Annotated in this window: 24 protein-coding genes and 1 rRNA gene; 6 read left to right on the forward strand and 19 right to left on the reverse strand. The window is 27.0% G+C overall.

Going from position 1 to position 26,933, the window contains the following annotated elements:
* From ABHC41_RS04335 to ABHC41_RS04370, 8 genes are all read right to left on the reverse strand, one after another.
* Nucleotides 1–329 (reverse strand): 16S ribosomal RNA (locus ABHC41_RS04335); the annotation flags it as partial.
* Between the two features lie 427 nt (nt 330–756).
* Nucleotides 757–1,038 (reverse strand): hypothetical protein, encoded by a 282-nt coding sequence (locus ABHC41_RS04340; protein ID WP_271893145.1) that lies wholly within the window; start codon nt 1,036–1,038, stop codon nt 757–759.
* A 129-nt stretch (nt 1,039–1,167) separates the two neighbouring features.
* A complete protein-coding gene (locus tag ABHC41_RS04345; RefSeq protein WP_271893147.1) occupies nt 1,168–1,569 on the reverse strand; it encodes a PTS sugar transporter subunit IIA in 402 nt (133 codons plus the stop codon).
* A 9-nt stretch (nt 1,570–1,578) separates the two neighbouring features.
* Nucleotides 1,579–2,418, reverse strand: coding sequence for a PTS system mannose/fructose/sorbose family transporter subunit IID (locus tag ABHC41_RS04350; protein WP_092923030.1), 840 nt, complete (start codon nt 2,416–2,418; stop codon nt 1,579–1,581).
* A complete protein-coding gene (locus ABHC41_RS04355; protein ID WP_092923027.1) occupies nt 2,408–3,175 on the reverse strand; it encodes a PTS sugar transporter subunit IIC in 768 nt (255 codons plus the stop codon). Before ABHC41_RS04355 ends, ABHC41_RS04350 begins: the two co-directional genes overlap by 11 nt.
* Before the next feature lie 22 nt (nt 3,176–3,197).
* The gene (agaB, locus tag ABHC41_RS04360) at nt 3,198–3,674 is read right to left on the reverse strand and encodes a PTS galactosamine transporter subunit IIB (protein ID WP_092923024.1); all 477 of its coding nucleotides are present in this window, start codon (nt 3,672–3,674) and stop codon (nt 3,198–3,200) included.
* Between the two features lie 259 nt (nt 3,675–3,933).
* Complete coding sequence (locus ABHC41_RS04365) at nt 3,934–5,751, reverse strand: ABC transporter ATP-binding protein (protein ID WP_195238100.1); 1,818 nt, start codon at nt 5,749–5,751, stop codon at nt 3,934–3,936.
* A 22-nt stretch (nt 5,752–5,773) separates the two neighbouring features.
* Nucleotides 5,774–7,996: an ABC transporter ATP-binding protein gene (locus ABHC41_RS04370; RefSeq protein WP_166504836.1), complete on the reverse strand. Its 2,223-nt coding sequence runs from the start codon at nt 7,994–7,996 to the stop codon at nt 5,774–5,776.
* A gap of 316 nt (nt 7,997–8,312) precedes the next feature.
* Here ABHC41_RS04370 and ABHC41_RS04375 point away from each other — a divergent pair, with 316 nt between their 5' ends.
* On the forward strand, nt 8,313–8,765 hold the full coding sequence (locus ABHC41_RS04375; RefSeq protein WP_166504835.1) for a MarR family transcriptional regulator: 453 nt from the start codon (nt 8,313–8,315) through the stop codon (nt 8,763–8,765).
* A gap of 358 nt (nt 8,766–9,123) precedes the next feature.
* Here ABHC41_RS04375 and ABHC41_RS04380 read toward each other — a convergent pair whose 3' ends face one another.
* The 4 genes from ABHC41_RS04380 to ABHC41_RS04395 all read right to left on the reverse strand — a co-directional run bounded on the left by ABHC41_RS04380 (nt 9,124) and on the right by ABHC41_RS04395 (nt 13,853).
* Nucleotides 9,124–9,423, reverse strand: a complete 300-nt coding sequence (locus tag ABHC41_RS04380) for a PTS sugar transporter subunit IIBC (protein WP_092923015.1) — start codon at nt 9,421–9,423, stop codon at nt 9,124–9,126.
* Nucleotides 9,424–9,637: 214 nt separating this feature from the next.
* On the reverse strand, nt 9,638–10,009 hold the full coding sequence (locus tag ABHC41_RS04385) for a VOC family protein (protein ID WP_166504833.1): 372 nt from the start codon (nt 10,007–10,009) through the stop codon (nt 9,638–9,640).
* 398 nt (nt 10,010–10,407) lie between these two features.
* Nucleotides 10,408–10,584, reverse strand: a complete 177-nt coding sequence (locus ABHC41_RS04390; protein WP_271893153.1) for a hypothetical protein — start codon at nt 10,582–10,584, stop codon at nt 10,408–10,410.
* Between the two features lie 92 nt (nt 10,585–10,676).
* Nucleotides 10,677–13,853: a sensor histidine kinase gene (locus ABHC41_RS04395; protein ID WP_271893155.1), complete on the reverse strand. Its 3,177-nt coding sequence runs from the start codon at nt 13,851–13,853 to the stop codon at nt 10,677–10,679.
* Nucleotides 13,854–14,064: 211 nt separating this feature from the next.
* Here ABHC41_RS04395 and ABHC41_RS04400 point away from each other — a divergent pair, with 211 nt between their 5' ends.
* Nucleotides 14,065–14,790: a hypothetical protein gene (locus tag ABHC41_RS04400; RefSeq protein ID WP_092923006.1), complete on the forward strand. Its 726-nt coding sequence runs from the start codon at nt 14,065–14,067 to the stop codon at nt 14,788–14,790.
* 608 nt (nt 14,791–15,398) lie between these two features.
* Here the strand turns inward: ABHC41_RS04400 and trxA are convergent.
* The 4 genes from trxA to ABHC41_RS04420 form a co-directional block, all read right to left on the reverse strand.
* A complete protein-coding gene (gene trxA, locus ABHC41_RS04405) occupies nt 15,399–15,710 on the reverse strand; it encodes a thioredoxin (RefSeq protein ID WP_166504830.1) in 312 nt (103 codons plus the stop codon).
* Between the two features lie 171 nt (nt 15,711–15,881).
* The gene (locus ABHC41_RS04410; protein ID WP_271893158.1) at nt 15,882–16,250 is read right to left on the reverse strand and encodes a C-GCAxxG-C-C family (seleno)protein; all 369 of its coding nucleotides are present in this window, start codon (nt 16,248–16,250) and stop codon (nt 15,882–15,884) included.
* 110 nt (nt 16,251–16,360) lie between these two features.
* The gene (locus tag ABHC41_RS04415; protein WP_092922997.1) at nt 16,361–17,524 is read right to left on the reverse strand and encodes an SAM-dependent methyltransferase; all 1,164 of its coding nucleotides are present in this window, start codon (nt 17,522–17,524) and stop codon (nt 16,361–16,363) included.
* A 226-nt stretch (nt 17,525–17,750) separates the two neighbouring features.
* Nucleotides 17,751–19,049, reverse strand: coding sequence for a conjugated bile salt MFS transporter (locus ABHC41_RS04420; RefSeq protein WP_092922994.1), 1,299 nt, complete (start codon nt 19,047–19,049; stop codon nt 17,751–17,753).
* Nucleotides 19,050–19,382: 333 nt separating this feature from the next.
* Between ABHC41_RS04420 and ABHC41_RS04425 the strand changes: the two genes are divergently transcribed.
* The 3 genes from ABHC41_RS04425 to ABHC41_RS04435 all read left to right on the forward strand — a co-directional run bounded on the left by ABHC41_RS04425 (nt 19,383) and on the right by ABHC41_RS04435 (nt 21,778).
* The gene (locus ABHC41_RS04425; protein WP_092922991.1) at nt 19,383–20,903 is read left to right on the forward strand and encodes a hypothetical protein; all 1,521 of its coding nucleotides are present in this window, start codon (nt 19,383–19,385) and stop codon (nt 20,901–20,903) included.
* Nucleotides 20,904–21,048: 145 nt separating this feature from the next.
* On the forward strand, nt 21,049–21,540 hold the full coding sequence (locus ABHC41_RS04430; protein WP_271893162.1) for a DUF2975 domain-containing protein: 492 nt from the start codon (nt 21,049–21,051) through the stop codon (nt 21,538–21,540).
* 13 nt (nt 21,541–21,553) lie between these two features.
* Nucleotides 21,554–21,778: a helix-turn-helix transcriptional regulator gene (locus ABHC41_RS04435; protein WP_092923282.1), complete on the forward strand. Its 225-nt coding sequence runs from the start codon at nt 21,554–21,556 to the stop codon at nt 21,776–21,778.
* Between the two features lie 147 nt (nt 21,779–21,925).
* Here the strand turns inward: ABHC41_RS04435 and ABHC41_RS04440 are convergent, their stop codons facing one another.
* Nucleotides 21,926–23,935, reverse strand: coding sequence for an FtsX-like permease family protein (locus ABHC41_RS04440; protein ID WP_166504829.1), 2,010 nt, complete (start codon nt 23,933–23,935; stop codon nt 21,926–21,928).
* Complete coding sequence (locus tag ABHC41_RS04445; RefSeq protein WP_271893164.1) at nt 23,925–24,692, reverse strand: ABC transporter ATP-binding protein; 768 nt, start codon at nt 24,690–24,692, stop codon at nt 23,925–23,927. Before ABHC41_RS04445 ends, ABHC41_RS04440 begins: the two co-directional genes overlap by 11 nt.
* A gap of 219 nt (nt 24,693–24,911) precedes the next feature.
* On the opposite strand from ABHC41_RS04445, the gene ABHC41_RS04450 reads away from it, so the two are divergent.
* On the forward strand, nt 24,912–25,106 hold the full coding sequence (locus ABHC41_RS04450; protein ID WP_195940024.1) for a hypothetical protein: 195 nt from the start codon (nt 24,912–24,914) through the stop codon (nt 25,104–25,106).
* 52 nt (nt 25,107–25,158) lie between these two features.
* On the opposite strand, the gene ABHC41_RS04455 is transcribed toward ABHC41_RS04450, so the two are convergent.
* Nucleotides 25,159–26,859: an ABC transporter ATP-binding protein gene (locus tag ABHC41_RS04455; RefSeq protein ID WP_195940025.1), complete on the reverse strand. Its 1,701-nt coding sequence runs from the start codon at nt 26,857–26,859 to the stop codon at nt 25,159–25,161.
* Nucleotides 26,860–26,933: the final 74 nt, after the last annotated feature.

Below are 26,933 nucleotides of genomic sequence, written 5' to 3' on the forward strand. Positions count from 1 at the left end.
GAGTTTGGACCGTGTCTCAGTTCCAATGTGGCCGATCACCCTCTCAGGTCGGCTACTGATCGTCGCCTTGGTAAGCCGTTACCTTACCAACTAGCTAATCAGACGCGGGTCCATCCTGTACCGCCAGAGCTTTGATAAGAAAGCCATGCGACTTTCTCATGTTATCTCGTATTAGCATACCTTTCGGTATGTTATCCGTGTGTACAGGGCAGGTTACCCACGCGTTACTCACCCGTCCGCCGCTCTTTACTAAAAGTAAATCGCTCGACTTGCATGTGTTAGGCACGCCGCCAGCGTTCATCCTGAGCCAGGATCAAACTCTCAAAATAAATTTGAATTTATATCGCCAACAAACAAGTTTCGTATTCACTCAACTTATTCTGTTGCTCAAATATAAGTTTTCCTGCTCAGACTATCATTATCTGAATATCTGGCTTGGTTTGTTTTCGATTCTTTAAGAATCAGTTATATAAATTAACCTACTGTTTAATTTTCAAAGTTCATTTTAAGCGACTGTGTCGGCGCTTACTTTTTTGCTTTGCCCTTTTCTTAAGGACAAGTAATACTATATCACCTTACATTTATATCGTCAATACTTTTTTGTAAACTTTTTTATTTTTATATTTATTATTTAATATTAATATCAATAAATTACTTATATTCACTTAGTTTTAAATATATTGTACTAGTTAATTTTTTATTATCTTTATTTGTATAATTAATTTTAACTAGTACAATATGTATATTATTTTTTATTTAATATAATTTTCTTCTGTTATCATATGATGTGTGCATATTACCCTCATAATCTAATTTAGCTTTTATGCTTACTATACGTCTACTCTTATTATGATTTACAGCGATATCCTCATATCTAGCATCATCTGCATTGCTTTTTAAATAACCTCTTAGAAATTCTTTACCTGATGTTGTGTCTGCATTATCAAATACATTAAAGTATGCAGAATCTTTAACTTCTAAAGATATATCATATGTTCCATCTTCTCTTTTATATCTAGTTTCTCTTATATTGTCCATATTATTTCCTCCTATAAGAAATAGCATAATTATATTTAATTTTTCCATAATATTATTTTTTATTATAAAAACCTTAAATAAATTATAAAAAAAGAAGAATGCAATTTTGCATCCTTCTTTTTTTATAATTTATATTCCATCTTCAGCCAACACAACTTTTCTTATTAGTGGTTTTATACTGTTTATTCCAGCTGTCTTTATAGCTTCGCTATCAATTTCAAATCCTAGAGACACCATCATAGTGGATTCAACTAGCATTGGTAGATTAGTTCCACAAAAAACTTCTATATTTGAATGTTCTAATGTTAATTCACTACTAACCTTAAAAGGAGTTCCTCCAGGTAAATCTGTAAATATATATACTTTATTATCAGTATCTTTAACTATGTTTCTTATTTCTTCTTTTAAATCATCTGATGATTTATTTTCTGTAAAATCAACAGTTTTTATAAAATCATATTTTCCTGCAATTAAATCCAAACTACTTTTAAGTCCACTTCCAAAATTCCCATGTCCTGTTATTATTATCATTTTATCCTCCTAGAGTATACCTAAGAATGCTCCTATTAATCCTATTACTACTAATACTAATATATTAACTAACGGAGAAACATTTTTCTTAACTAATCCATACATTCCAAATGTTAATCCAAGAGGTAATAAACATGGCATTATAGAATCTAGTATCTTTTGTAAGTCTATAGTTCCAGACATACTTAAGTATTCTGGAGTAACTATATTTATATTTACATATGATGCTATTAATGCTCCTACTACTATCATACCAAGTACTGTAGCTGATCTAGTAAATTCTTTAGCATTTTTAGTAAGCTTAGTTATACCTTCAACACCAACTTTATATGACCAATGCATAAGACCAAATCTCAATCCTAAATGTACTATATTAAATAACACAAAGAATATAATTGGTCCTAATATACTTCCTTGTAAAGAAAGATTCGCTCCTATACCTGCAGATATTGGTAATAATGTAAACCAGAATATTGCATCTCCTATACCACCTAAAGGTCCCATTGCTGCAACTCTTAGAGCACGTATAGTTTGAACATCTGCCTTTTTTTGTTCAAGAGATAATATTATCCCCATAACAAATGTTATTAAAAACGGATGGCAGTTGAAAAACTCCATATTATGTTTCATTGATGTTGATAAATCTTCTTTGTTTTTGTGTATTTTTTTAAGCCCTGGAAGTATAGAGTATAACCATCCTCCAGCTTGCATTCTTTCATAGTTAAATGATGCTTGTAAAAACATTGATCTCCAAGCCATTTGATTTAATGTTTTATTGTCAAGAGTTTCGCCTTCTGTTTTATCGATATACTCTCTTTGACTTTTTAATGCTTCTGTATTAGATGCCATCGCCTATACCTCCTCCTGTATTTTTAGTTTTCATACTTACATGGAAGTCATAAACTGCTGCAGCTATACCTACTATAGCTATAGCTAAAAGTGGTAATTTACCATATGCTACTAAAACAAATCCTAACATCATAAATAATGCATATTCTTTACTTAACATAACTTTAAGTAACATTGCAAATCCTAGTGCTGGCATCATCTTACCTGCTGCAGTTAGTCCATCCCAAACCCATTGTGGTAATACTTTTGTTAAAGTTTCTCCTATTGCCTGACCTGATAATAATCCAGCTAAAACTATCAATGCAAATGATACTGCTAATATTCCCATAGCCATATAATTGACTCTATCTATACCTTTTGGATTAGCCTCATCTGCTGCCTTATCACATAGTCCCATTAATGGAGACATTACTGTAAATAAAGCTGTTACTGCATATTGACCAAGTAATGCAAATGGTATTGCAAGAGGTAGTGCAGCTGAAGTATCTAATCCTGATTGAATAGCAAATACTGTAGCCATTATTCCACCTATAACTGCATTTGGAGGTTGTGCTCCTCCTACTGGCATTGCTCCTATCATCATAAGTTCATATGAACCACCAACTATAAGTCCTGTTTGTAAATCTCCCATTATAGCTCCTATTATAGGACCAATTACTATCGGTCTATAAAAGGACTCTAAGAAGTTAAATTGGTCTATTGCTGCTATCATTGTAACTATTAATATAAGACCAATTTGAATAAAACTTAATTCCATAAACTTACCCCCTTATTGAATTTTATTTAAATAGTTCATCTAGACTCTCAGCAGATTCACTTGGAACCCTTCTGATTTCTAGCTTCACACCAAGTTCTTGAAGACGTCTAAATGCTTTGACGTCATCATCATCTACGCATACAGCTTTAGATACTTGTCTTTTCCCTTCTGCCATATGCATATTTCCTATATTAACTTCTTTTATTGGTACTCCACCTTCTACTAATCTCACTACATCTTGTGGAGTTTCACATATTATTGCTATATGTTGAGCATCACTTGCTTTGTCTATTATATTTATAGTTTTTTCTATACTAAAATATCTAGTTTGCGCAAAGCTTGGTGCTGCCATATCCATAAGACCTTGTCTAAATTCATTAGCACATACCTCATCATTTGCAACTAATAATAAATTTGCTCCTACACTTGAAGACCACATTGTCGCTACTTGACCATGTATCAATCTGTTATCGATTCTTGTTAATACTATATTTGGCATAATCCCCCACTCCTTAAATTTTGATATTATTTGTTATGTTTTATAAAATTATATTACTTACTTTAATTGTAGTAACTTTTTCAATCTGTGTATTTGTAATTTTGTGTTTATGATTTGTACTTTTATATTCTAGATTCATATAAAAATATGTGTAATTATATATACGAAAACTCTTTTCTCTGTAATTTAAAATACAATATTTTAATAAAATAAAAAGCGATTCATAAGTTATTAAACTTAAGAATCGCTTTTTATTTTATTAACAGGCTTCTACTTCTTCAAACTGACTATTGTATAATTCAGAATAGAATCCGCCTTCTTTTAGTAATTCATCATGACTACCTTGTTCTACTATGTCCCCATCTTTCATTACTAATATTAAATCAGCATTTCTTATAGTAGATAATCTATGAGCTATTATAAAGCTTGTTCTACCTTCCATAAGATTTTCCATAGCTTGTTGTATTAATACTTCTGTACGAGTATCAACAGAGCTTGTTGCTTCATCTAATATTAATATTTTTGGGTCTGCAAGTATAGCTCTTGCTATTGTTAGTAATTGTTTTTGACCTTGAGATATATTGTTAGCCTCTTCATTTATTTCCATATTATATCCATCACTTAATGTCTTTATAAAGTGATCTGCATGCGCAAGTTTTGCTGCTTTTATAACCTCTTCATCACTCACTTTAAGGTTTCCATAACGTATATTATCCATTATACTTCCATTAAATAACCAAGTATCTTGTAAAACCATACCAAATAGATTTCTTAAATCTCTTCTTGTAAATTCTTTTATATCGTGTCCATCTATTAATATCTTTCCACTATTTAACTCATAGAATCTCATAAGAAGTTTTACTATTGTAGTTTTACCTGCTCCTGTAGGACCTACTATCGCTACTTTTTGACCTGGTTTTATTTTTATTGAGAAATCATTTATTATTATTTTATCATCACTGTATCCAAAGTTTACATTTTCAAATTCAACTTCACCTTTAATATTTTCAGTTGATACAGGTGTTTTAGTTTCTTCCATTTCTTCATCTTCACTTAAGAATTCAAATACTCTTTCAGCAGCAGCTGCCGTTTGTTGCATTACATTGGCAATTTGAGCTGTTTGTGCTATTGGTTGCATAAATGATCTTACATATTGAATAAATGATAGTATATCCCCAACTTCTATTTTTTTCTTTATTGTAAGATATCCACCCATTATAGCTACCATTACATATCCTAAGTTTCCTATAAAAGTCATTATAGGCATCATCATTCCAGATAATGCTTGAGATTTCCAAGCAGAATTATATAATGTATTGTTTAGCTCATTAAATTCTTCAATAGCTTTTTCTTCACCATTAAATGCTTTCATTATATTGTGCCCACTATATATTTCCTCTATGTGACCATTAGTGTGACCTAAGTACTCTTGTTGATCTTTAAAGTGTTTTTGAGATTTTTTAACAACAATACTTATAAATACTAATGCTAAAGGTATTATTACTAAAGTTACTAAAGTCATACTTACACTTATTGATAACATCATCACTAGTACACCTATAAGTACTGTCGCTGCAGTTATCATCTGTGATAGTATTTGGTTTAAGTTTTGACTTATTGCATCTACATCGTTAGTAACTCTCGATAATACTTCTCCGTTTGTTGTTCCATCAAAGTATTTAAGAGGTAATTTGTTTATTTTTTCTGATATCTCTTTTCTTAAATTATAAGATACCTTTTGTGATATATCAGATGTAACAAATGTCTGAACAAATGAAAACAGTGCACTTATAACATATAATCCAACTAGCATAGCTAGTGTTTTTGATATGCTAGTAAAATCTATTCCGCTTCCGCTTCCACTTACTTTGCTTACTAATCCTTCAAATATTTCTGTTGTTGCATTACCTAATATTTTAGGTCCCACTATAGTAAATACCGCACTACCTATAGCAAATAATACAACAAATATTAATGACACTTTATATGGACTTAAACGATTAAGTAATTTTTTCATAGTCCCTTTAAAGTCTTTTGCTTTTTCTGAACCTGCCATCATAGAAGGTCCTCCACCCATTCTCATAGGTCTTTTGCTTTTCTTAACACTCATTGACTAACTCCTCCTTTGATAACTGAGATAGTGCAATTTGCTTATATACGTCACAGTTTTCTATTAGCTCTTGATGAGTTCCTTTACCTACCATCTTTCCTTCATCAAGCACTATTATTTGCTCTGCATTCATTATAGTACTGATTCTTTGAGCTACTATTAAAACTGTTGAATCTCCAGTTTGATTTTTCAGTTCTTTTCTAAGTTTTGCATCTGTTTTTAAATCTAAAGCTGAGAAACTATCATCAAATATAAATATCTTAGGCTTTTTAGCTAAAGCACGAGCGATAGAAAGTCTTTGCTTTTGACCTCCAGATACATTCGTACCACCTTGAGATATTTCAGTTTCGAATTTTTCTGGCTTAGTAGATATAAACTCCATTGCTTGAGCTGTTTGTGCTGCTCTTTCAACTTCTTCCTTACTTATATCTCTTGCACCATATTTTATATTACTATCTATTGTTCCAGAGAATAAAACTCCTTTTTGAGGTACATATCCTATTTTTTCTCTAAGATCGTGTTGGCTTACGTCCTTTATATTAACTCCATTTACTAAAACTTCTCCCTCAGTAGCATCAAAGAAACGAGGTATAAGGTTTATTAGAGTTGATTTACCACTTCCTGTACTTCCTATAAATGCAGTTGTTTGACCTGGCTTAGCAACAAAACTTATATCACTTAATACATTATCTTCTGCATTAGGGTATTTAAATGATACGTTTTTAAATTCAACTTCTCCATCTTTTGAATCATCAAATATTTTAGTGTTTTCAACATCTTTTATAGATACTTCTGTACCTAGTACTTCCATTATACGCTTAGCTGATACAGCTGCTCTTGGAAGTATTACTGATAACATTGATATCATTAAGAATGCCATTATTATTTGCATAGAGTATTGTATAAATGCCATCATATCCCCGACTTGCATCGCACCTGCATCTATTTGCTTAGCCCCAACCCATACTATTAGTACAGTTGTTATATTCATAATAAGCATCATAGTCGGCATCATCATAGTCATTATACGATTTACAAATGTATTTGTTTTTCTTAAAAGAGTATTTGTTTCATCAAATCTTTCTTCTTCTATTTTTTGAGTACTAAAAGCTCTTATAACTAACATTCCTGTTAATGATTCACGTGTTACTAGATTTAATTTATCTATAAGCTTTTGAACTCTATTAAACTTCGGTATAGCTAAACTAAATAATACTGTAACAACTATTAGTATTGCACCAATAGCCACTCCTATTATCCAAGACATAGAAGTATCTGTATCTAGTACTTTTAATACCCCACCTATCCCTAGTATTGGAGCATAAAATACCATCTTTATAAACATCGCAGTAAATACTTGTATCTGTTGTATATCATTTGTACTACGAGTTATAAGTGATGCTGTAGAAAATTTGTTAAATTCTACATTAGAAAATCCTACAACTTTTCTAAATACATCTTTACGTATATTTCTTCCTACACCTGCACCAACTCTACCAGCTATATAAACTACTGATATTGTAGCTGCCATACCTACAAGAGCTATTACTATCATTATCGCTCCTGTTTTGAATATATAATTGTTTTGTAACTTAGTTAAGTCCATGCCTATTTTTTCATATTCAGTTTTAACTGCATAAATAGCTGATTGAGTAAGCATGCTAGGATCTAAATCATCTATTTTTTCATCAATAGGCTTCATCATAGTATCTAATTGAGCCTTTGGCATATTTTCTATCATAGGCCATATATCAGTACCCTTTGGTACATTTGGTATATCGCCTTTATCACTAGCCATATTTATAGCTGCTACTCTCATCATAGAGTCAGACATTATCTTGTTTAAGCTATCTATAACATCTTTATCTTTAGTATTTAATTGGTATAAAGGTTCATTCTTAAGTGCAGGATACTTTTCAACTTCTTTGTTATACTCCTTGTCACTTAAGTCTTCTTTGTCTATCAAGTTATAATATTTTTCAACCTTTTCTTTTTCAGTGTCGTTCATAAATATTTTTAACTTCTTAAATTCTGTTTCTCTTATAACAACTGGTACTGCATTTTCTATACCACTTTGTTGAATTCCTACGTTTACTATGTTTGAAGTATAATCAGGCAATGATAAATCACACATTGCTTGAACTACTAAAAGCATAACCGCCATAATAATTGACACAATAAACGGTTTTGAGTATTTAAAAATCTTAAACATAGCTTAAAATTCCCTCCATTTAATTTTAGTCTTTTTACACAATTTATAGTTTTTGATGTATAATAATATTAAACTACTTATACTAGTTAATAGTTATACTTTTTAACTATTATATTTTTTAAGTATATAGTATTTTTAAAAAAAGTCAATATTTTATATACTATTTTTATAACTAAAAATAGTATATAAAATATTGTAAAATTTATATATATTGTATTTCCCTACAGTCTGAAAATAAATTTAATGTTGTATATAGTATGAAATAATTTTTATGGGTAAAATTTGTGTTAAAATAAATTTTTATGGAGGTATTATTATGGCTGATGATAAATTAGAATCTATAGTTCAAAATTTTGTAAAGATAATGCCATTATTTCAAAAGAAAATAATTAGGAATGAATGTGGTTTTAGAAATGATACATTCAATCATTCTCACTTCCAAATAATGGAAGTTCTTAGACGTAAGGGTACTCAACCAATTTCTGAAGTTGCTAAAAAGCTGTTAATTTCAACACCAAATATGACAAAACTTCTTAATAAACTTATAAATGAAGGAATGGTTGAAAGAGCTCATGATACAAAAGATCGTAGAATAGTTAATATTAGCTTAACTGATAAAGGAGATCAATATTTAAAAGATAAGTTTAATCTTATGAAAGATACTTTAAAAAATAGGCTTTCAACTATTCCAGACGACCAACTTAATAAATTAAATACATCTCTTGAGAATTTAAAAGAGGTATTAATGGAAATAAGCTCAGACAATTAAGTCTGAGCTTTTATTTTAATCAAATATGTTTTTATCTGCTTCACTAATCTCTTTAGTGATAGTATTTTCTTTTTTTCTTAATTTATCTGGAACATCTAGTGCTGTTGACTTACCAAAATAATATCCTAAAACCATACTAAAGACAGATATAAATTGTTATTGTGTTATGGTTCCACTAATACTTAGATAACAAAATACTAATGTAAGCAACAACGCAATTACTTTTCTTACATTTCCAAATATATTAAATAATAGACTTTCTTTATTAAATATTTTCAATTATATCACCGCTTGCATTAATATATTCTCTTAATTTACATTTAATGATATAATACTTTAATTTCTATTACTTAACCTACTAATTTATTTCTTCCATTATCTCTTTAATTACTGATTTTGCATCATTTATAACATACTTAGGCTCTACTTCATAGTATTCACAATCTATAAATCTTTCTATCTTTTCTATATCTTCCACTTCAAAGCTTATTACAAATAATACTGCACATGCTTTTCTAATTTCAGCTTCACTTATTTCATTTTGTATTTTGCAATTTTCTTGTATTTCACAAACTACATTTATCCCTAATTCTTTTCCTGCTAACTTTATTGCTTCAGCACTTTGTAAATTTTCACATATAGCTACTATATTCTTCATATCTAATACCTCTCTATTTTATAATCTATCTTTATATTATTATATTTTATTATTCTCTGAGTCAATATTAATCTTATAAATAAACCGTCCTATATAAATCAATATAGTTTTTTATTTGATACAAGTACACTCTAATAAAAAAAGTATTGTTAGCTATATTAGCTACAATACTTTTTATATACTGTTTCAAATGTTATTTAACTAGTTAAACAAATTACATATTTTGAGGAAGTATTTCTATCCAGTAATTATCTGGATCTGCTATAAAATAAATTCCCATAGCTTCATTCTCAAAACATATACATCCCATATCCTTATGTAATTTGTGAGCTTTATCAAAGTCATCTACTCTAAGAGCTAGATGGAATTCATTATCTCCTAAATTATACGGTCTATCCCAATCTCTTAACCAAGTTAATTCTAGCGTATAATCACTTTCTCCATCACCTAAATAAACTAATATGAAACTTCCGTCTTCAGCTTCTTTTCTTCTTACTTCTTTAAGACCTAATGCTTTTTCATAAAACTCAAGACTTTTCTCAAGATTTAATACATTAAAGTTATTGTGGCAAAATTTAAAATTCATAGATTCCCCTCCATATATCTTTTTATTTATTATAATTTATTTATTGATTTAAATAAATATATTAACCTAATTTTAATGTTACACTAGTATCTAAACATATGTAATTATTTAAAAAATATAATAATCTATCCACAAATTAACATAAATATAGTGGAAAATTTAACTAACAATTTTAGAAAAATTTCTTAAATATATAATTACTCCTTAACATTTTATGCTTATTCGTGTGTTATTAATAATATATTCTTATAATATTAAATTTACTTTGTATTTATATAACTTTTATTAAGCTAGTATCAATTCTAAGTCTCCTATATAATAATAAAAAAATTTGTATATAAACTAATTTAGCTTACTATAATGCTAACTATATTAAATTATTTTTGTGTATAGTTTTATTATATAACTAGCATTTTACCTAATTCATTATTAATCAACTTTAACTTTTCCATATCATCTATATTTTGACTCTCTACTATTTCCTTTATGTTCATTATTATTTTTTTACTTTCATTTTCTCTTTCATTTTTTAAATCTATTAGCCCCTCTATTATATTCTCTCTACTTAAAACCATTCTATATACCCCCTAAATTAATTGTTAATACTATCTTTGACATTTCTTATGGTATTTAATCAATCTATGTAACAAAAATAACTAGCTATAAGCTAGTTATTTTTGTACATATTTTCTGGTAATATTATTGTAAATTTAGTTCCTTTCCCTAATTCACTTTCTACATATATTTCACCTTTATGTAAATTGATAATATGTTTTGTTATAGTAAGACCTAGTCCACTACCTTGTTTTGATTCACCATATTCATCTATCACTTGGTTAAATCTATTAAATATAGAATGATGATATTTTTCTTCTATTCCTACTCCTGTATCAGATATTTCTATCTGTACGTTTGTTCCAACTTCTTTAATTATAACTTCTACCTTTCCACCTTCATCTGTAAACTTTATAGCATTATTTACTAAGTTTACTATACATCTATCAATATCATATGAATCACATAGTATTGTTTTTTCTTCTATATAAGGGTCTACTATCAATTCAATTCCCTTATCATTAGCTAAATTGCTCAAGCTTAATGCACTTTCCTCTACTAAGTAGACTATATCATGCTCGTTTATATTAAGTATATAGTTCCCATTTTCTATTTTTGATGTATCAATAATATTATTAATAAGCCTTAATAATCGATTTGAATTTTTTCTTAAAATACTCATATAATATTCTATTTTTTCACTTGATATTTGCTTTCCACGATTATTAAGCCCTGTTATTAGCTGCTCTGTGCTACGTATAAGATTTAATGGTGTTCTTAATTCATGAGATAAGTTTATAAAATAATTATTTTTATTTTTTTCAAGTTCAATAACCTTATCAAAAAGAACTTTATTTTTTTCCATCTCTTCTCGTAGTTCTTCTGTTCTTTCTCCTACTAATTTGTCTAGCCTTTTCATTTTTCTTTGATTGTGGACAATAATGGCTATTATAATAAGTGCATAAATAACTATTGCTTCTTTACTTCTCCACCATGGTGGATTTATCTTAAATTTTATACTAGTTTTTTCGCTCATTACACCATCATTATTTATAGCTTTTACCACAAACTTATAATCTCCTGGACTTAAATTTGTATATGTTACTTTATTATCCTTTATGGTATGCCAACTATCCTTACTCCCTTCTAACTTATATACATATTGTATTCTTTGAGTATTTTTATAATCTGGTAAGAAGAATTTTATCTCTATAGTATTTTCATCACTTTTAAAGTTTAAATTTTTTCCCTCTTCAAACACAACTCCATTAACTGATATATCATCAATCATTACTCTAGATATATCTTTTGATGTTACTAAATTTTTTGGATTAATTATATTTAATCCATTAATTCCTCCAAATAAGATCTCTCCTTTAGAGTTTTTAAAGCAAGCATTAGCATTAAACTCATTACCTTGAAGTCCATCTGTAACATTTAAATTTATAAATTTATTATTTTTTACATCGAATTTAGAAATCCCATTATTTGTACTCATCCAAGGATTATTTTCATAATCAAGAACTACACCATATATCGTATTATTAGGCAAGCCTTCTTGTTCTGTAAAATGTATTATTTTTCCAGTCTCTTTGTTTAATTTATTTAAACCATAATTAGTGGCTATCCATAAATTCTTTTTATTATCTTCAACTACATTCCTTATTTCATTAGTGCTTAATCCATCTTTTTTGTTGTATATTTTTACTTTTTTAGTTTTAGAATTTATGCTTATTAAACCGCCTTCAGTGGATGTACCTAACCAATAAATACCTTCCCTATCTTTATAAATACAAGATATATAGTCTTTAGGAATTTTATATCTTTCTAGCAAATCATTTATATTACTTATTTCATTGGTTTTAGAATTAATTACATTAACTCCACCCCTTGTGGCTACAAATACATATTCTCCATCGATATAAATGGTTCTTATATAATTATCTAATAATCCATTATCTAAAGTGTAATACTTTATTTTCTTTGTTTTTTTATTTATCCTATTTAATCCACTATTTGTTCCAATCCATATATCATCATCTTTACCTGTTATATATCTAATTCTATCATCAGTTAATATTCCTTTTTCTATTTGCCTTATTATGCCTTTTTTTCTATTAATTATATTTGCGCCTTCAGATCTTGTACCTACCCAAATTAAGCCGTCTTTATCTTCATATATTCCATGAATTACACTGCTACTCAAAGAGTTTTTGTCATAAGGATCACTTTGATACTGAGTCACTCTATTTTTAGGATCAAATATGCTTATACCCGTGTATGTACCTACCCAAATTAAACCATTTTTATCTTGCATAATACACCTTGTACTATTGCTAATTAAACTATGACTATCATAAGGTTTATTTTTATACAATTCTTCATGATTTCCATCCTCAGATAGCTCTAATAATCCATCATCAGTACATACCCATATATTCCCTTCACTATCCTTTAATATATTTTTTACAAAGTCTAATTCTTTATTTTGTTTACTTACTTTATGCAACTTTATCTTATTTGTATTAATATCTATTTTTAATAAACCATTTTTCATAGTTCCTATCCATACATATCCTTCTTTATCCATATAAAGTCCATATATTGTATCTTTTTCATTAGGTTTCTTATCCTTTGTCAGATATATCTTATCTATATTTTTATTTTTTGTATTTATTTTATTTAATCCATCACTAGTCCCTATCCATATATTTTTATTCTTATCTTCATCTAAGCAATAAATAAATTGATCTGTTAAATCAGATTCTTTCGATAATATTCTTTCAAATCTATCCTTGTCCTCATTGTATATATTTAGTCCATTTGTAGTACCAACTAAAACTTTTCCATCAGAAGTTACTAGTATATCACAAACATTGTCATCAGAAATATTCCCATTTTTACTACCTTGTTTGTAGTTTTTTATCTTTCCATTTTTAGAAATTTTACTTACTCCATCTATAGTTCCTACCCATATATTATTTTCCTTATCTTCCTTTATCTTTATAATATTATTACTTACTATTGAGTTTTTAGATTTTTCATTATGTCTATATTGTTTAAACTCATATCCATTATACCTATTTAAACCATCTTGAGTTCCTATCCATATGTATCCCTTGCTATCTTGATACAAATCTTCTATAGTACCTTGCGACAATCCCTGCTCAATCGTTATGTTCCTAAATTTCAGACTTGTTTGAGCAAATATTTTAATAGTATTTATAGATAATATCATTATTAATACTACTAACACTTTAAAAATATTTAACTTCTTTATATATGTCATATTGCCCTCTCTTTATCTGTATTTTTTAACTCTTTCATTATATTACATAATTTTACATTTTTCTACACAAGTATATAGTATTACTTATCTTATTGTATTTACTATACAGTTGTATTTATTTAAATATTTTACATTACTTAATTACAAAACATCATATAAGGACTATAATTATTATAGATATATAATTTATGTATTAGGGGGAATAAACTTTATGAGATTTGATTGTTTTTATTATCCTACAGTAAATGACGATGGTAAAGTCATAAGATCTAACATAAATTTAAAAGAGTTTGAGTTTGGAGATCAAGTCCCAACAAAAACACTTTATTATAATTACAGTAAAAACTTTGCTATTTACCAAGGGGAAGAATTTTATATTGTAGAAGATGGAATTTTAACTCAGTCTATAAGCCCTGATAACTTAAAATTTCCATTAAAAATAGTATTTGGTAAAGGAAGACAGCTTAAAATATTTTCAAAAAAAGATTTGCCATCTATAAGGCTTTTGTTAAAAGGAGAATTTGAAAAAGAAAAAGAACTAGGTGAACTATTTTGCTTATCCCTTATGTTAAATAAAAAAATCAAGCATATCCAGTATGAAATTATGTCAGATTTAACTAATAGTTCTAGAGATTGTGATTTTTTAAATCAAGAAATAAATAATCGAACATATAAACTTATAGAAGATTTGAAAATAGTAGAAAGAAAGTTTTATTCTCTTACTTTAGATTACCCTAATTTAAAGGACTCTTATTTAAAATATATGAATTTTAGTGATAAAGAAGACATGTTAGAAATATCTATAAATAAATATTTTAAATCTGATAGTAATGAATATAAGCATTACTTAATATTACGTTCTATGTGCAATTCGAAACCTATATATCCTAAATTCAAGTTAGATAACCTTATTAGTTCATTTAATTATAATCTTTAATAAATTTTATAAAAACTATTTATATTTAATAGCTAATCATTATAGAAAATGCCTGCACTACATATATAATAGTATATCTGTAAATATCAATAAATTAAAAATGGTATTGTTTTAATTAAATCAATACCATTTTTTGTGTTTTACTAATTCTTTTATCTTAACTTCCTATATATATTCTCTCAATATGCAAGCTAATTTTTTGTAAAAAAATAGACTGCATATGCAGTCTTAAGCTTTTTTAATACTATTCAGGGGGGATAGTATTTTCCATGTCATTAGATTTACTCTTATATTATTCATCATTTAAAAATAATCTGAGTAAATTAATTTATTCTTATGATATAAATTGTGGTTGTGTCCTTCTATGTCCGTTCCTGTCGGTGACTATTAATAATATAATATATTTCTACATTTTTTACCATATTATAATTTCTTTTTTATGTAAAATTTTATTTTTATGTATTTTTTAATTAATTATTTTTAAACATCCTATAAAATAAATTTTATATTTTTCTCATTTTTATAATATAATTTATATATTTGTTTTATTTAATCAATTTCTTAATACAATAAAAATGGATACCTAAACTTTTAGGCATCCATTTTTATTATATATGTGATTCTACTTTGCTCTTTATAGATTCCTTTTGCATAAATCCAACCATAGTATCTACAGGCTTTCCATCTTTAAAAATCATCATTGTAGGAACACTAGATATCATATATTTTCTAGCTATTTCAAGACTTTTATCTATGTCTACCTTAACAAATTTAGCGTCATCTTTCATTTCAACGCTAAGTTGCTCAAATATAGGAGCTAGCATTTTACAAGGTCCACACCAAGTAGCAAAGAAATCAACCACTACAACTCCATCATTTACTTCTTGTTCAAAATTAGTGCTATTAATTATTTTTCCCATTTTTTCCCTCCAAAATTGCCTCTTTAATCCTTATTAAATTAATACATACTATTTCTAGCGTAAAATATATTAATAGTATATTTATTACCTTTAATAACTGTTAAATCAATTTTTCAAAATTTTATATCTTGGTAAAATTTATTTATATTTAATAGTTATTAATTTGTATTTTTACATTTCCTCCGCAAGTAGCTCAGTTATAGCATCATAAGTAAAGTTTATTATTTCATCACATCCAACTTTATTTTTCTTTAAGTCTACACATATTTCAGAATTATATTTTTCTCTAACTTTTTTCATCAACTTATTTGAATATTTTCTAGCTATATTAGCCTCTGTATTATTTTCTCTTCCTTTTATAAATCCTATAACTACTATACCTGCATTTACAGCACCACATATACTTCCTACTGTCATGCCAACTCCCATACCACTACCTAGTGCAACAGGTATGTCTGTATTATGTTCTTCGTTATATGCTTTTATTAATGCTTCTGCACAAGTATACCCTTGACTATGGTATTCTGATGGTCTTATCATACTATCACTCCTTAAGTACTTTAGTTCATGAATATATGTTACCATACTTTACTACATATTTCTGTGACTTTATCACACATATAAATAACCCTTATAATTATAAAGATTTATTATATTAATTTATCATCTTTTAAAAGTTTGTATAATGTCGGCTTAAAGTTAAATTCACTTATTAAATTATTTACTTCATTTAATGCTTTTTCTCTCTTCTCTTTAGACACTTTTCCCTTAGCCGCTCTTATTAATATATTCTTAGGTGAGTGGGCTATATCTATAAATTCTAGTAATTGAGTTTTATACCCTATACTTTCAAGTAAATTTGCTCTTACAGCATCTGTCATAAGTGCAGCCATTCTTTCTTGGATTATCCCATACTTTGTAAGTAGAGAAAATTCATCTGACTTCATTTGACTATTAAACTCGTGTTGACAACAAGGAACTGAGAATATCATCTTTGTATTCCACTTTATAGCATTATATAGAGCATAATCAGTAGCCGTATCACATGCATGAAGTGTTATTACCATATCTACCTTATCTGTAAATCTATATCCATTTATATCTCCTAATTCAAAGCTTAAATTATCATAATTGTACTTTTTAGCTATATCATTACACTTTTTAATGACATCAGCTTTTAAATCTAGACCTATCATTTTTACATCTATTTTTTTTATCTCTACAAAATAATAATATAAGACAAATGTTAAATAAGATTTTCCACATCCAAAGTCTAATATAGTAAGTTCTTTATAGTTATTCTTCTTAATTTCATCATCAATAATCTCTATAAATCTATTTATTTGCTTATATTTATCATATTTTGATTTAACAACCTTCCCTTCCTTAGTAAATACTCCTAAGTCTATAAGTGGTTGTATTATCATTCCTTCTTTTAATATATAGTTTTTCTCTTTATTATGGCTCTTGTTTACCATATTTGAGTTATCACTATTTTTTTTTCCTAAAAATATTTTACCTTTTTTAGATACTTTTAGATCAAAAGTTTTAGATATAGTCCATGCTGCTAATTGTTTATAGTTATCGCCTATATACTCTAATAATTTAGTATTTAGCTCATCTTTTTCTATATTCTCATGAAAAACTTGTTTATCCGTATACTTTTCTATTTGATAGTATTCTTTATTGTTTTTTTCTTTTAAAACTATATTTATTTTATTGTATTTTATATCTTTATTTTTTTTATTACTTATAACTACTTTAATAACTTCATCTTTAGTTATTTCATCAATTGATTTTATTAGTTCTTCCATTCATTCACACCTATCATCTCATATTTTTATGTCCATATTAAGATATTATTATATATATTAGATTAATTCAAACTCTTTTTGCATAATACCATCATGTATAGTCATTTTTTAATATTTACCTTACACACTTATCTCTATTCCTTCATTTTGTAAAATTTCTTTGAGAATATGGTCATTTCTAATGAAATAAATTAAAAAGTCGCCTTTAATTAAAGGCGACTTTTTATTAAGCTATTTTAATTTCCTTTTCATCTTCTAATCTTTGTCTTCTATCTTTGTTTAGATTATTCATTCCTCTAGATGCTATTATAAGTAATATGTATGCTGCTGCAACACAAGCTAATATACCCATCCATGCAGTGTTATAACCAAACTTATCTGTAAATAAACCAAATATAGCTGATCCTCCTGAGAATCCAAGTGCAAATACTAAGTTTATCATACCTAATATACTACCATATTCTTTTCTTCCAAAGAATGAACCTGTAAGATATGCTGGTCCCATCATATACATATAAACAGCTATACCTTTTATAGCAGAGAATGCATATGCAAATATTGGAGATGTTCCAGACATAGTCAAGAATATTCCTGACACAAATACTGCTACTGATGATATTACTAAGCACTTCATAACACCTATTTTATCAAATAATATACCACCAACTACGTTTCCACATAATGATGTAATTGCAAATATTGAACCTGACATTGCTACAACACTAGGATTTAACTTTAACTCTCCTTGGAAATATGCAGCATATTGTACTGAATATGCAGATACATATATTCCTACAAATAAAAATCCTATTGCCATCATCCAAAAATATTTTATCTTCTGTACTTCTTTTAATGTATATGCTAAATCTACTTTTTCTTTCTTTTTATCTTCTGCCTTATCTAATTTTTTATTTCCTACTACTATCTCATCTTTATTTTTAGGCATTCTTATCATTAATAATGCGACTGGTATACCAACAGCTAAAGATAATACCCCAAACAAGAAATAAGCTTTAGAATATCCATTAGATGCTATTGAGTATATAGCCATTTGTTGAAGGAATATATTACCTATAGATCCTCCAGCAAAAGCAATTCCCATTGCCTTTCCTTTTGTACTTTCATCAAACCATGAGTTTATTAAAAGTGGAACTCCTATAGCTGATATAGCTGATGTTCCTATATTAACTATTCCTGCTACTAAGTAGAATTGCCATAACTCTGTACACATAGAGAATAACATAAATCCTCCACCAGATAATAAACATCCTACTATATATATTAATTTAGCATTTATCTTCCCGTAAAGCGCACCTATAAATGGAGATGCTACTGCTGATACTATTGTTCCTATTGTAAATATTAATGAGAATGAACTCAGACTAAACCCCTTATCTGTTGTTACTGGATGTATAAATAATGGCTGAATATTTGATGCTACACCAAATGGTATTGCTTGTATAAGCATACATGCTATTACTATCATCCATCCCTTTGCTATTTTGTTACTCTTTAAATTGCCCATATATCCTCCTAATTTTATTGCCTAGAAATTTTCTAGTTTTTCCTTACCGTAATTTTAGTATATTTCGTATTCCCTTGTTGAGAAAACGTATTTTTCATTGTCTATGCTTATATAATAACACGTATCATCTACTTACTTTTACGAATAATAACGAAACTTAAGGATATAAGGCATTTTTTATATGCCTCTGCATTTTTCATTGAAAAAACTTTCTTCAAATTGCTTCTATTTTATTATATTTCAATCTATTTCGAACTCTTATAATATACCTTAGTAAGTGATATAATATAATTTAAAAGCTGACATAAAACGAATTATTGGGGGGAATATAACTTGAAAACCATTACTTTTGGAAGTTTATTAGAGAATCTACTATACTTATCAAATCAAAAGAAAAGTAGTTTGGCAAAGTATGTAGGCTATGATGTTTCTTATGTAAATAAGTGGATTCTTTCTAAACATCTTCCAAGCTCAAAAAGAATAAATGAAATATGTAAAAATATATCAGACTTTATTATGGAGTCTTTAAATGACGATACATTAGATAATTTAATAGATTATTTTGAAATATCTTCTGATAGCAGTAATGAATTCATTGGAGAATATATAGAAACTAAGCTCAAAGAAGTTTATATGGATACTGTCAATGTAAACAATACTCAGGTAAAATCCATGCCTAAAACTACGCATTCAGAGGAATATTATAATAGTACTTCTTTAGTTAATCCAGGCATAATTTATAAAACCTTTTTTAAAGAATTGAGCTTTTATGCTGATAAAGATGAAGATTTAGAAGTACTGATTTCTGTAAATTTACTTTATCTAAACCATAAAGATAAATTAACACTATCTAATTTGAAAGCTTTTTTAAATGAATTAAGTAAAAAAGTTAATGTTAAAGCGAGTTTTTTAATCGGTCTTAATGACTATGAAGATGAGGACGTTATTAATACACTCCTTGCTATAAACTTAATTTCAACATCTACTTCACTTAATTTTAAGTTATACAACTGTAGTATAAATTCCAATACTGCAATATTTGCAATTAAAAATAAATTCTTATCTACAAATCTATTCTTTGAAGAAGGTGAATGTATGTTTACCACAACCTCTAAAGACAGAAAATTAGTAGAAGATTTTTATGCAAATATAAAGTATACTTTAAAAAATAAAGGAAAACTTTTATACGACAAAAGAGATTGTACCTCTATGATAGAAAATCAAACTTATATACAATATATAATGAACAATGATTTAAGATGTCTTTTAGGTTCTATTAATGAATTCTTTATGCCTCCGGATTTATTCATGGAGATTGCCGAAAGAGTTTTTGGAGATAATAAAAAAATTATAAATGAGCTAAAAAAGATAAATGTGTTCCTTCATAATGTTACTTATAAATCTAATCTTAAAGTACTTATATATGAATCAGAACTTAGAAAGTATATGTCTTCAGGTTGCTTACACTTTTTCAATATACCAGTAACTCTTACATTCAAAGAAAGGGAAAGACATATTGAATATATAGAAAAAATATTAATGGAATCTAATGATGTTGAAATACGATTAGTTGATGGAGATTTTGTTGATGATTTTAGAGAAAAAGAGAATCCATCTTTATATTTATCTAAGAATTTAAAGTTTACAAAAGTACATCCTAATTCAGGACAAAATGATTACTTTATAATAAGTGATAATGATTTCAAAAATATGTGTAATAATTTATTTGATACACTTTGGAATGATAGAAAAGATATAGTATTAGATAAAAAAGAAGAAATATTAGACAGAATATCAAAATCTATAAGTTATACGCGAATAATAAGTGAAAATTTCGGAGAAAATATAGAGTAAAGTTGAAGCTGTAGAAAAGCCTTTTGCTATCTACAGTTTTTTTGTACATTACATTATTGTAATATTATGTATTTTTATTGACAAACGATAATTTTATATTTATTATAGGTGTATAATATATATTTTTTAAGAGAGGTAAATAAAAATGATAAAAAGCTTAAATTCTAAAATATTAAATGTTATTATATTAATAGGAATATTTATTACAGGTGTTTTGCTCCTAGCTACACCAATGATAAGTATAGCTTTATTTAAAACACAAATACCTATATCACAACTTAACCCAATAATGATTAATGTATCAATTTGCGTATACTTATGTTTTATACCTTATATGATATCTTTATTTAAATTAAAAAAGCTTTGTAGATTAATTATAAAGAATATACCTTTTACTATGGCCAGCTCAAAAGCTCTAAAAACTATATCTATATGTTCTTTTAGTGAGATTATTATATTTGCTGTATGCATGTTGTATCTAAAATACTTTGTAAGTCCATTTAATGACACTCTTATAATTCCAGCAATTATAGTAGTTACTTTTATCTGCCTAGTTATAGGATTATTATGTCTTACTTTATCTCAATTATTTGAGACAGCTACAAAGATAAAAGATGAAAATGATAAAACAATTTAGTGAGGAATATTTTATGCCAATTCTTGTAAATTTAGATGTTATGATGGCTAAAAGAAAGATTAGTTCTACCGAACTTTCAAAGGAACTTGGTATAACTATGGCTAATCTATCTATATTAAAAAATAATAAAGCCAAAGCTGTAAGATTTACTACATTAGATTCAATATGTAAAATACTAAACTGTCAACCTGGAGACATATTAGAATATGTAGATGAAGATGATGAAAGATTAAAGTAAATAATTAAAAAAGGAGCTATATTAGATTTCTAATAGCTCCTTTTTTAGTTTAATATTTTAAGTTACTACAAGTTCCACATTAAACAAATACTTTTTTAATATACAAAACAAGCTAGATACATATATTGTATCTAGCTTATTTTTATATTATGAATTTTTGACTATATTTTTATATCCAGTATAAGTTGCATAGAAATATCCAACATATATAAACACAAATATTAACGCAGTTACTAAAGATGATAATCCTATATCTGGCTTACCATACATAGCTATAAACTCATTTGATACTTTTATACCAACTATAGAATGTATAAATGCAAGTACTATTGGTAAACTAAAATATATTAATGTTTGTATAAATATACTCTTATTTATCATTTTATCATTTGCACCTATTCTTCTTAGTGATTTATATCTTTCTATACTATCACTTGCTTCTGATAACTGTTGTAATGCTAATACTGCCATACTAGATATTAAGAATATTATTCCTAGGTATATACCTATAAATAACATAATTGTTGTCATACCTTTACTTTCTGCATATACTTGAACCTTAGTTTCTCCGTAGATAAATGCTGAATTTTTATAGTCAATCTTACCATTTTTAAAATCATCAAATAATTTAGATAGTTTTTCTTCTGAGTTCTTGCTATTTTCTCCAAAATTCACATTTAAATAAGATTCTCTAACTTGAAGTTTGTTTGTTAAATCATCATTAACTACTATAGTAAACATATTGTCAGCTAAAGCAGTTGTATGAAGAGAGTCCTCTATAGCCTTTTCATTTTTAACCTTATAATTTTTTTTATCTATTTTTATCTCTTTATTATTTTCTAAAAAGTTATTTATTATTTTGCTAGCCATATTATTATTTGACATAATTAAAACTTCATTCTTACCTAAGCTTATACTTTTTTTACCCTCTAGCTTTCTTATGTCATTGTATTCTGATATTTTTATAAAATCAGCACCTATGTCCTCTATCTTGTCTAAATTCTTTTGATTTTCCTTATCTAAACCTTTATTTAGATTCTTTATCTCAAATCCTGAGTCATATGTATTATAGTATAAATATTTGTCTTTATCATTAAATTTAAATCCTAAATTATTTAAAGCATCTTTTATACTTTTAATTTTATCATCTTCATTTGCAAATACTCTCGCACTAGCATCAAATGGTGTTGTTTTCTCAAGTCCTTTTTCTAATGCATTTTTAAACCCTATTCCAGTTGATAACATTCCCATAGTTAAAAATAACATTAGACATATAATAGACATTGATATAAAGTTTGTATTAACTTTGCTATTTATTTGCTTTGTTATAAAAATATTTAATCCTCTAAAATAAATATTTTTACTATTTTTAAATATATATAATCCAAATCCAGCTAAACTATAGAAAAATAAGAATGTACCAACCACACCAAGTCCTATTGACATTGAAAATCTTATATCTTCAATATTAAGTTTAGCATCTAATATTAGCTTATATGCAGTTCCTATTGAAATTAAGCATAAGATAAATGTTATTAGGTATATAATTGGATTTTTAAATCTTATATTTTCATTCTTTTTCCCTGCAGTTAATAAATCTATTATCTTGTATCTAGATATTACAATTACATTAAATGCCATAACAATTAAAAATATTATTCCAAAGTATATTATGGTTTTGATTATTGCACTTGTAGAAAAAATAAATTTATACTCACTCATATTTACTTCAAATAATTTAGATGTAAATAATGATAACCCTTGACTCATTATTAGTCCTAATATAAGCCCACTTGCTAATGATATTACCCCAACTATAAGTGTTTCTAAAATTAGTATTTTAGATATTTTTCCTTTACCCATACCTAAAGTCATATATATTCCAAGCTCTTTTTTACGTTTTTTGATTAAAAAATTATTTGCATATACTATTAAACTACCTAATATAAATGATACAAATACAGATATTCCACCTATAATCTTAGATAGTGTATCTACAAATCCCATTGTTGAATTGTTCATCTCTAAAATAGCTTTTTGAGATTCTATTGAGTTAAAACTATAGAATATACTTACAGCTAAAGTTAGTGTTAAAAAATATATAGCATAATCTTTAAAACTCTTTTTTACATTTCCTATTGCTATCTTAGAATACATCGTTGTCATCACCTCCAAGAAGGGTTATAACTTCTATTATTCTGTTGAAAAATTCTTTTCTAGTATCACTACCTCTTACTAACTCACTAAATATTTTTCCATCTTTTATAAATAAGATTCTATGAGCATAACTTGCAGTAAAGGCATCATGTGTAACCATAAGTATTGTTGTTTTTAAGTCTTCATTTAAACTTTCAAATCTTTCAAGTAATAATCTTGCTGATTTTGAATCTAATGCTCCTGTAGGTTCATCTGCAAGTACAAGTGATGAATTTGTAACAATCGCTCTTGCTGATGCTACTCTTTGCTTTTGTCCTCCTGATATTTGGTATGGATATTTATTTAATGCTTTTTCTATTTCTAGATATTTTGCTACTTCTTTTACTTTAGAGTCTATATTAGATGGCTTCTCTCCTTTTATAGTAAGAGCTAATGCTATATTTTCATAATTTGTTAAAGTATCTAAAAGATTAAAGTCCTGAAATATAAATCCTAATTCATTTTGTCTAAACTTATCTAGTTTTTTTGATTTTAAATTCGTTATATTTTGACCATTTATTATTATATTTCCTGTAGATACATTGTCTATTGTCGATATACAGTTTAGTAGAGTTGTCTTACCACTTCCTGAAGGACCCATTATACCAACAAATTCTCCTTCATCTACTCTAAAACTTATATTATCAATTGCCTTTGTTATATTGTCTTTATTTCCATAGTATTTTTCTATATTTTCAACTTTTAATATATTATTCATTTAATAACCTCCTTAGATTTCTTATATATGTATTTTATACTAAATCCAAAAATCTACATATTTATTTATCTTTCATTTTCATTACACTTTTGTAAGATTTTATAATTTTCTAATATCTCTTATTGTATAATTTAGGTATATGTAACCATATTGCAACCAAATTCGTCTAAATATCTCTTACAATTATACTAATTACTTATTTACTAGGGGGAATACTTTATGAACTGTTTAAGATGTGACACAAGCCTTGAATTTTTAAAAGAATATAGATTTGATTCGCAAGAGGCTGACCGTGGATTTTTTAAAGCTATCTTTGATGTAGAGGAACATTTAATATTTAAAATTTACGTCTGTCCTAAATGTAGACATACAGAATTTATATATACAGGTAAATCAACTTGGGTTGATTTATAACAAAAAAAGATGATTCTAATATTAGAATCATCTTTTTATTATATCTAACATACTATTTCCTATGAAGTTTTGAATAAACTCCACCTTTTTCTATAAGTTCCTTATGAGTTCCTCTCTCCTCTATACCTTTTTCCGTTAATACTACTATCTCATCTGCATTTTTTATAGTTGATAATCTATGAGCTACAACTAAATTTGTTCTATCTTTGCTTAATTCTTCTAATGATTTTTGTATTTCATATTCTGTAACGTTGTCAAGGGCTGATGTCGCTTCATCTAGTATCATTATTGGAGGATTTTTTAAGAATATCCTAGCTATAGAAATTCTTTGTTTTTGTCCTCCTGATAATTTAACTCCTCTTTCTCCTATATATGTATCATAACCTTTAGGAAGAGTTTGTATAAAATCATGTATTTTAGCCTTTTTACAAGCGTCTACTATTTCTTCATCAGTAGCACCAGTTTTTCCTATTACAATATTATCTCTTATAGTTCCTGTAAATAAAAATACATCCTGTGCTACAACACCTATATTTTTTCTTAAGGAATCTAAACTTACGTCTTTAATATTTATTCCATCTATTTTTATACTACCTTCGTCAAAATCAAAAAACCTAGGTATAAGGTTACATAGAGTTGTTTTTCCTCCGCCTGATGGACCAACTAAAGCTATTGTTTTTCCCGCTTCTATAGATAAATTTAAATTATCTAAAACTTGATTTTCATCTTCATATGTAAAAGATACATTTTCTATTTCTATATTACCTTTTACATTTCTAAGTTCTATTGAATTTTTGGCTTCCTTTTCTGTTTCTTCATTTATTATTTCCATAAATCTTTCAAATCCTGTCATACCATTTTGGTATTGTTCAGTAAAGTTTATTAATTTTCTAATTGGTTGTATAAACATTTTTACATATAAAAGATACGCTGCAAAATCACCTAAAGTTATACGGTTCATATAAGTGAAATATCCTGCTACTATTAAAACAACTAGCTCTAATAAATCTATAAATAAAAACATTCCTGAAAAATACTGTGCCATAACTTTATATGCACTTTCTCTCGCGTATTTAAATATATTATTAGATTTATTAAACTTTTCTAATTCCTCTTCTTGGGTACAGAATGATTTAGTAACTTTCATACCTGCTATACTATTTTCTAAAGTAGCATTTACATCACCAGTTTTTACTCTAGTTTCTTTAAATGCCTTATTCATTCTCTTTCTTTGAGTTATAGCATATAAAAGTATTATAGGTAATATAGCAAAAACTATTAGTGTAAGTTCTATATTTATTCCTAATAGTATAAAGAATGAACCAAATAACATTACAATAGATATGAATAAGTCTTCTGGTCCATGATGAGCCAATTCAGATATTTCCATAAGGTCATTTATTATTCTAGACATTATAACACCTGTTTTATTATTATTAAAATAAGAACTTGGAAGTTTTTGAAGATGAGTAAATACATAGCTTCTCATATCAGCTTGCATCCTTACTCCAACCACATGCCCCCAATATTGCATAAAATAGTTTAATCCTGCTTTTATAATAAATATAACTAATAAAGATATTGCAAATACAGCTAACATTCTTGTATCTTTATTTGGAACAACATCATCCATTATACTTCTAGTTATCATTGGATAAACTAAGTCACATAGTGCCACCGTGAAAGCAGCTAGTAAATCAAGTACAAACAATTTTTTATAAGGTTTGTAATATTTTATGAATTCTTTTATCATTGTTTACCTCCATCTTTCAATATATTTATATACTGTATATAATATTTTAAAAATTTTATGTACTCCACATAATT

Origin of the sequence: Romboutsia sp. 1001216sp1 (genome assembly GCF_039841805.1) — a bacterium.
GTDB lineage: Bacteria > Bacillota > Clostridia > Peptostreptococcales > Peptostreptococcaceae > Romboutsia_C > Romboutsia_C hominis.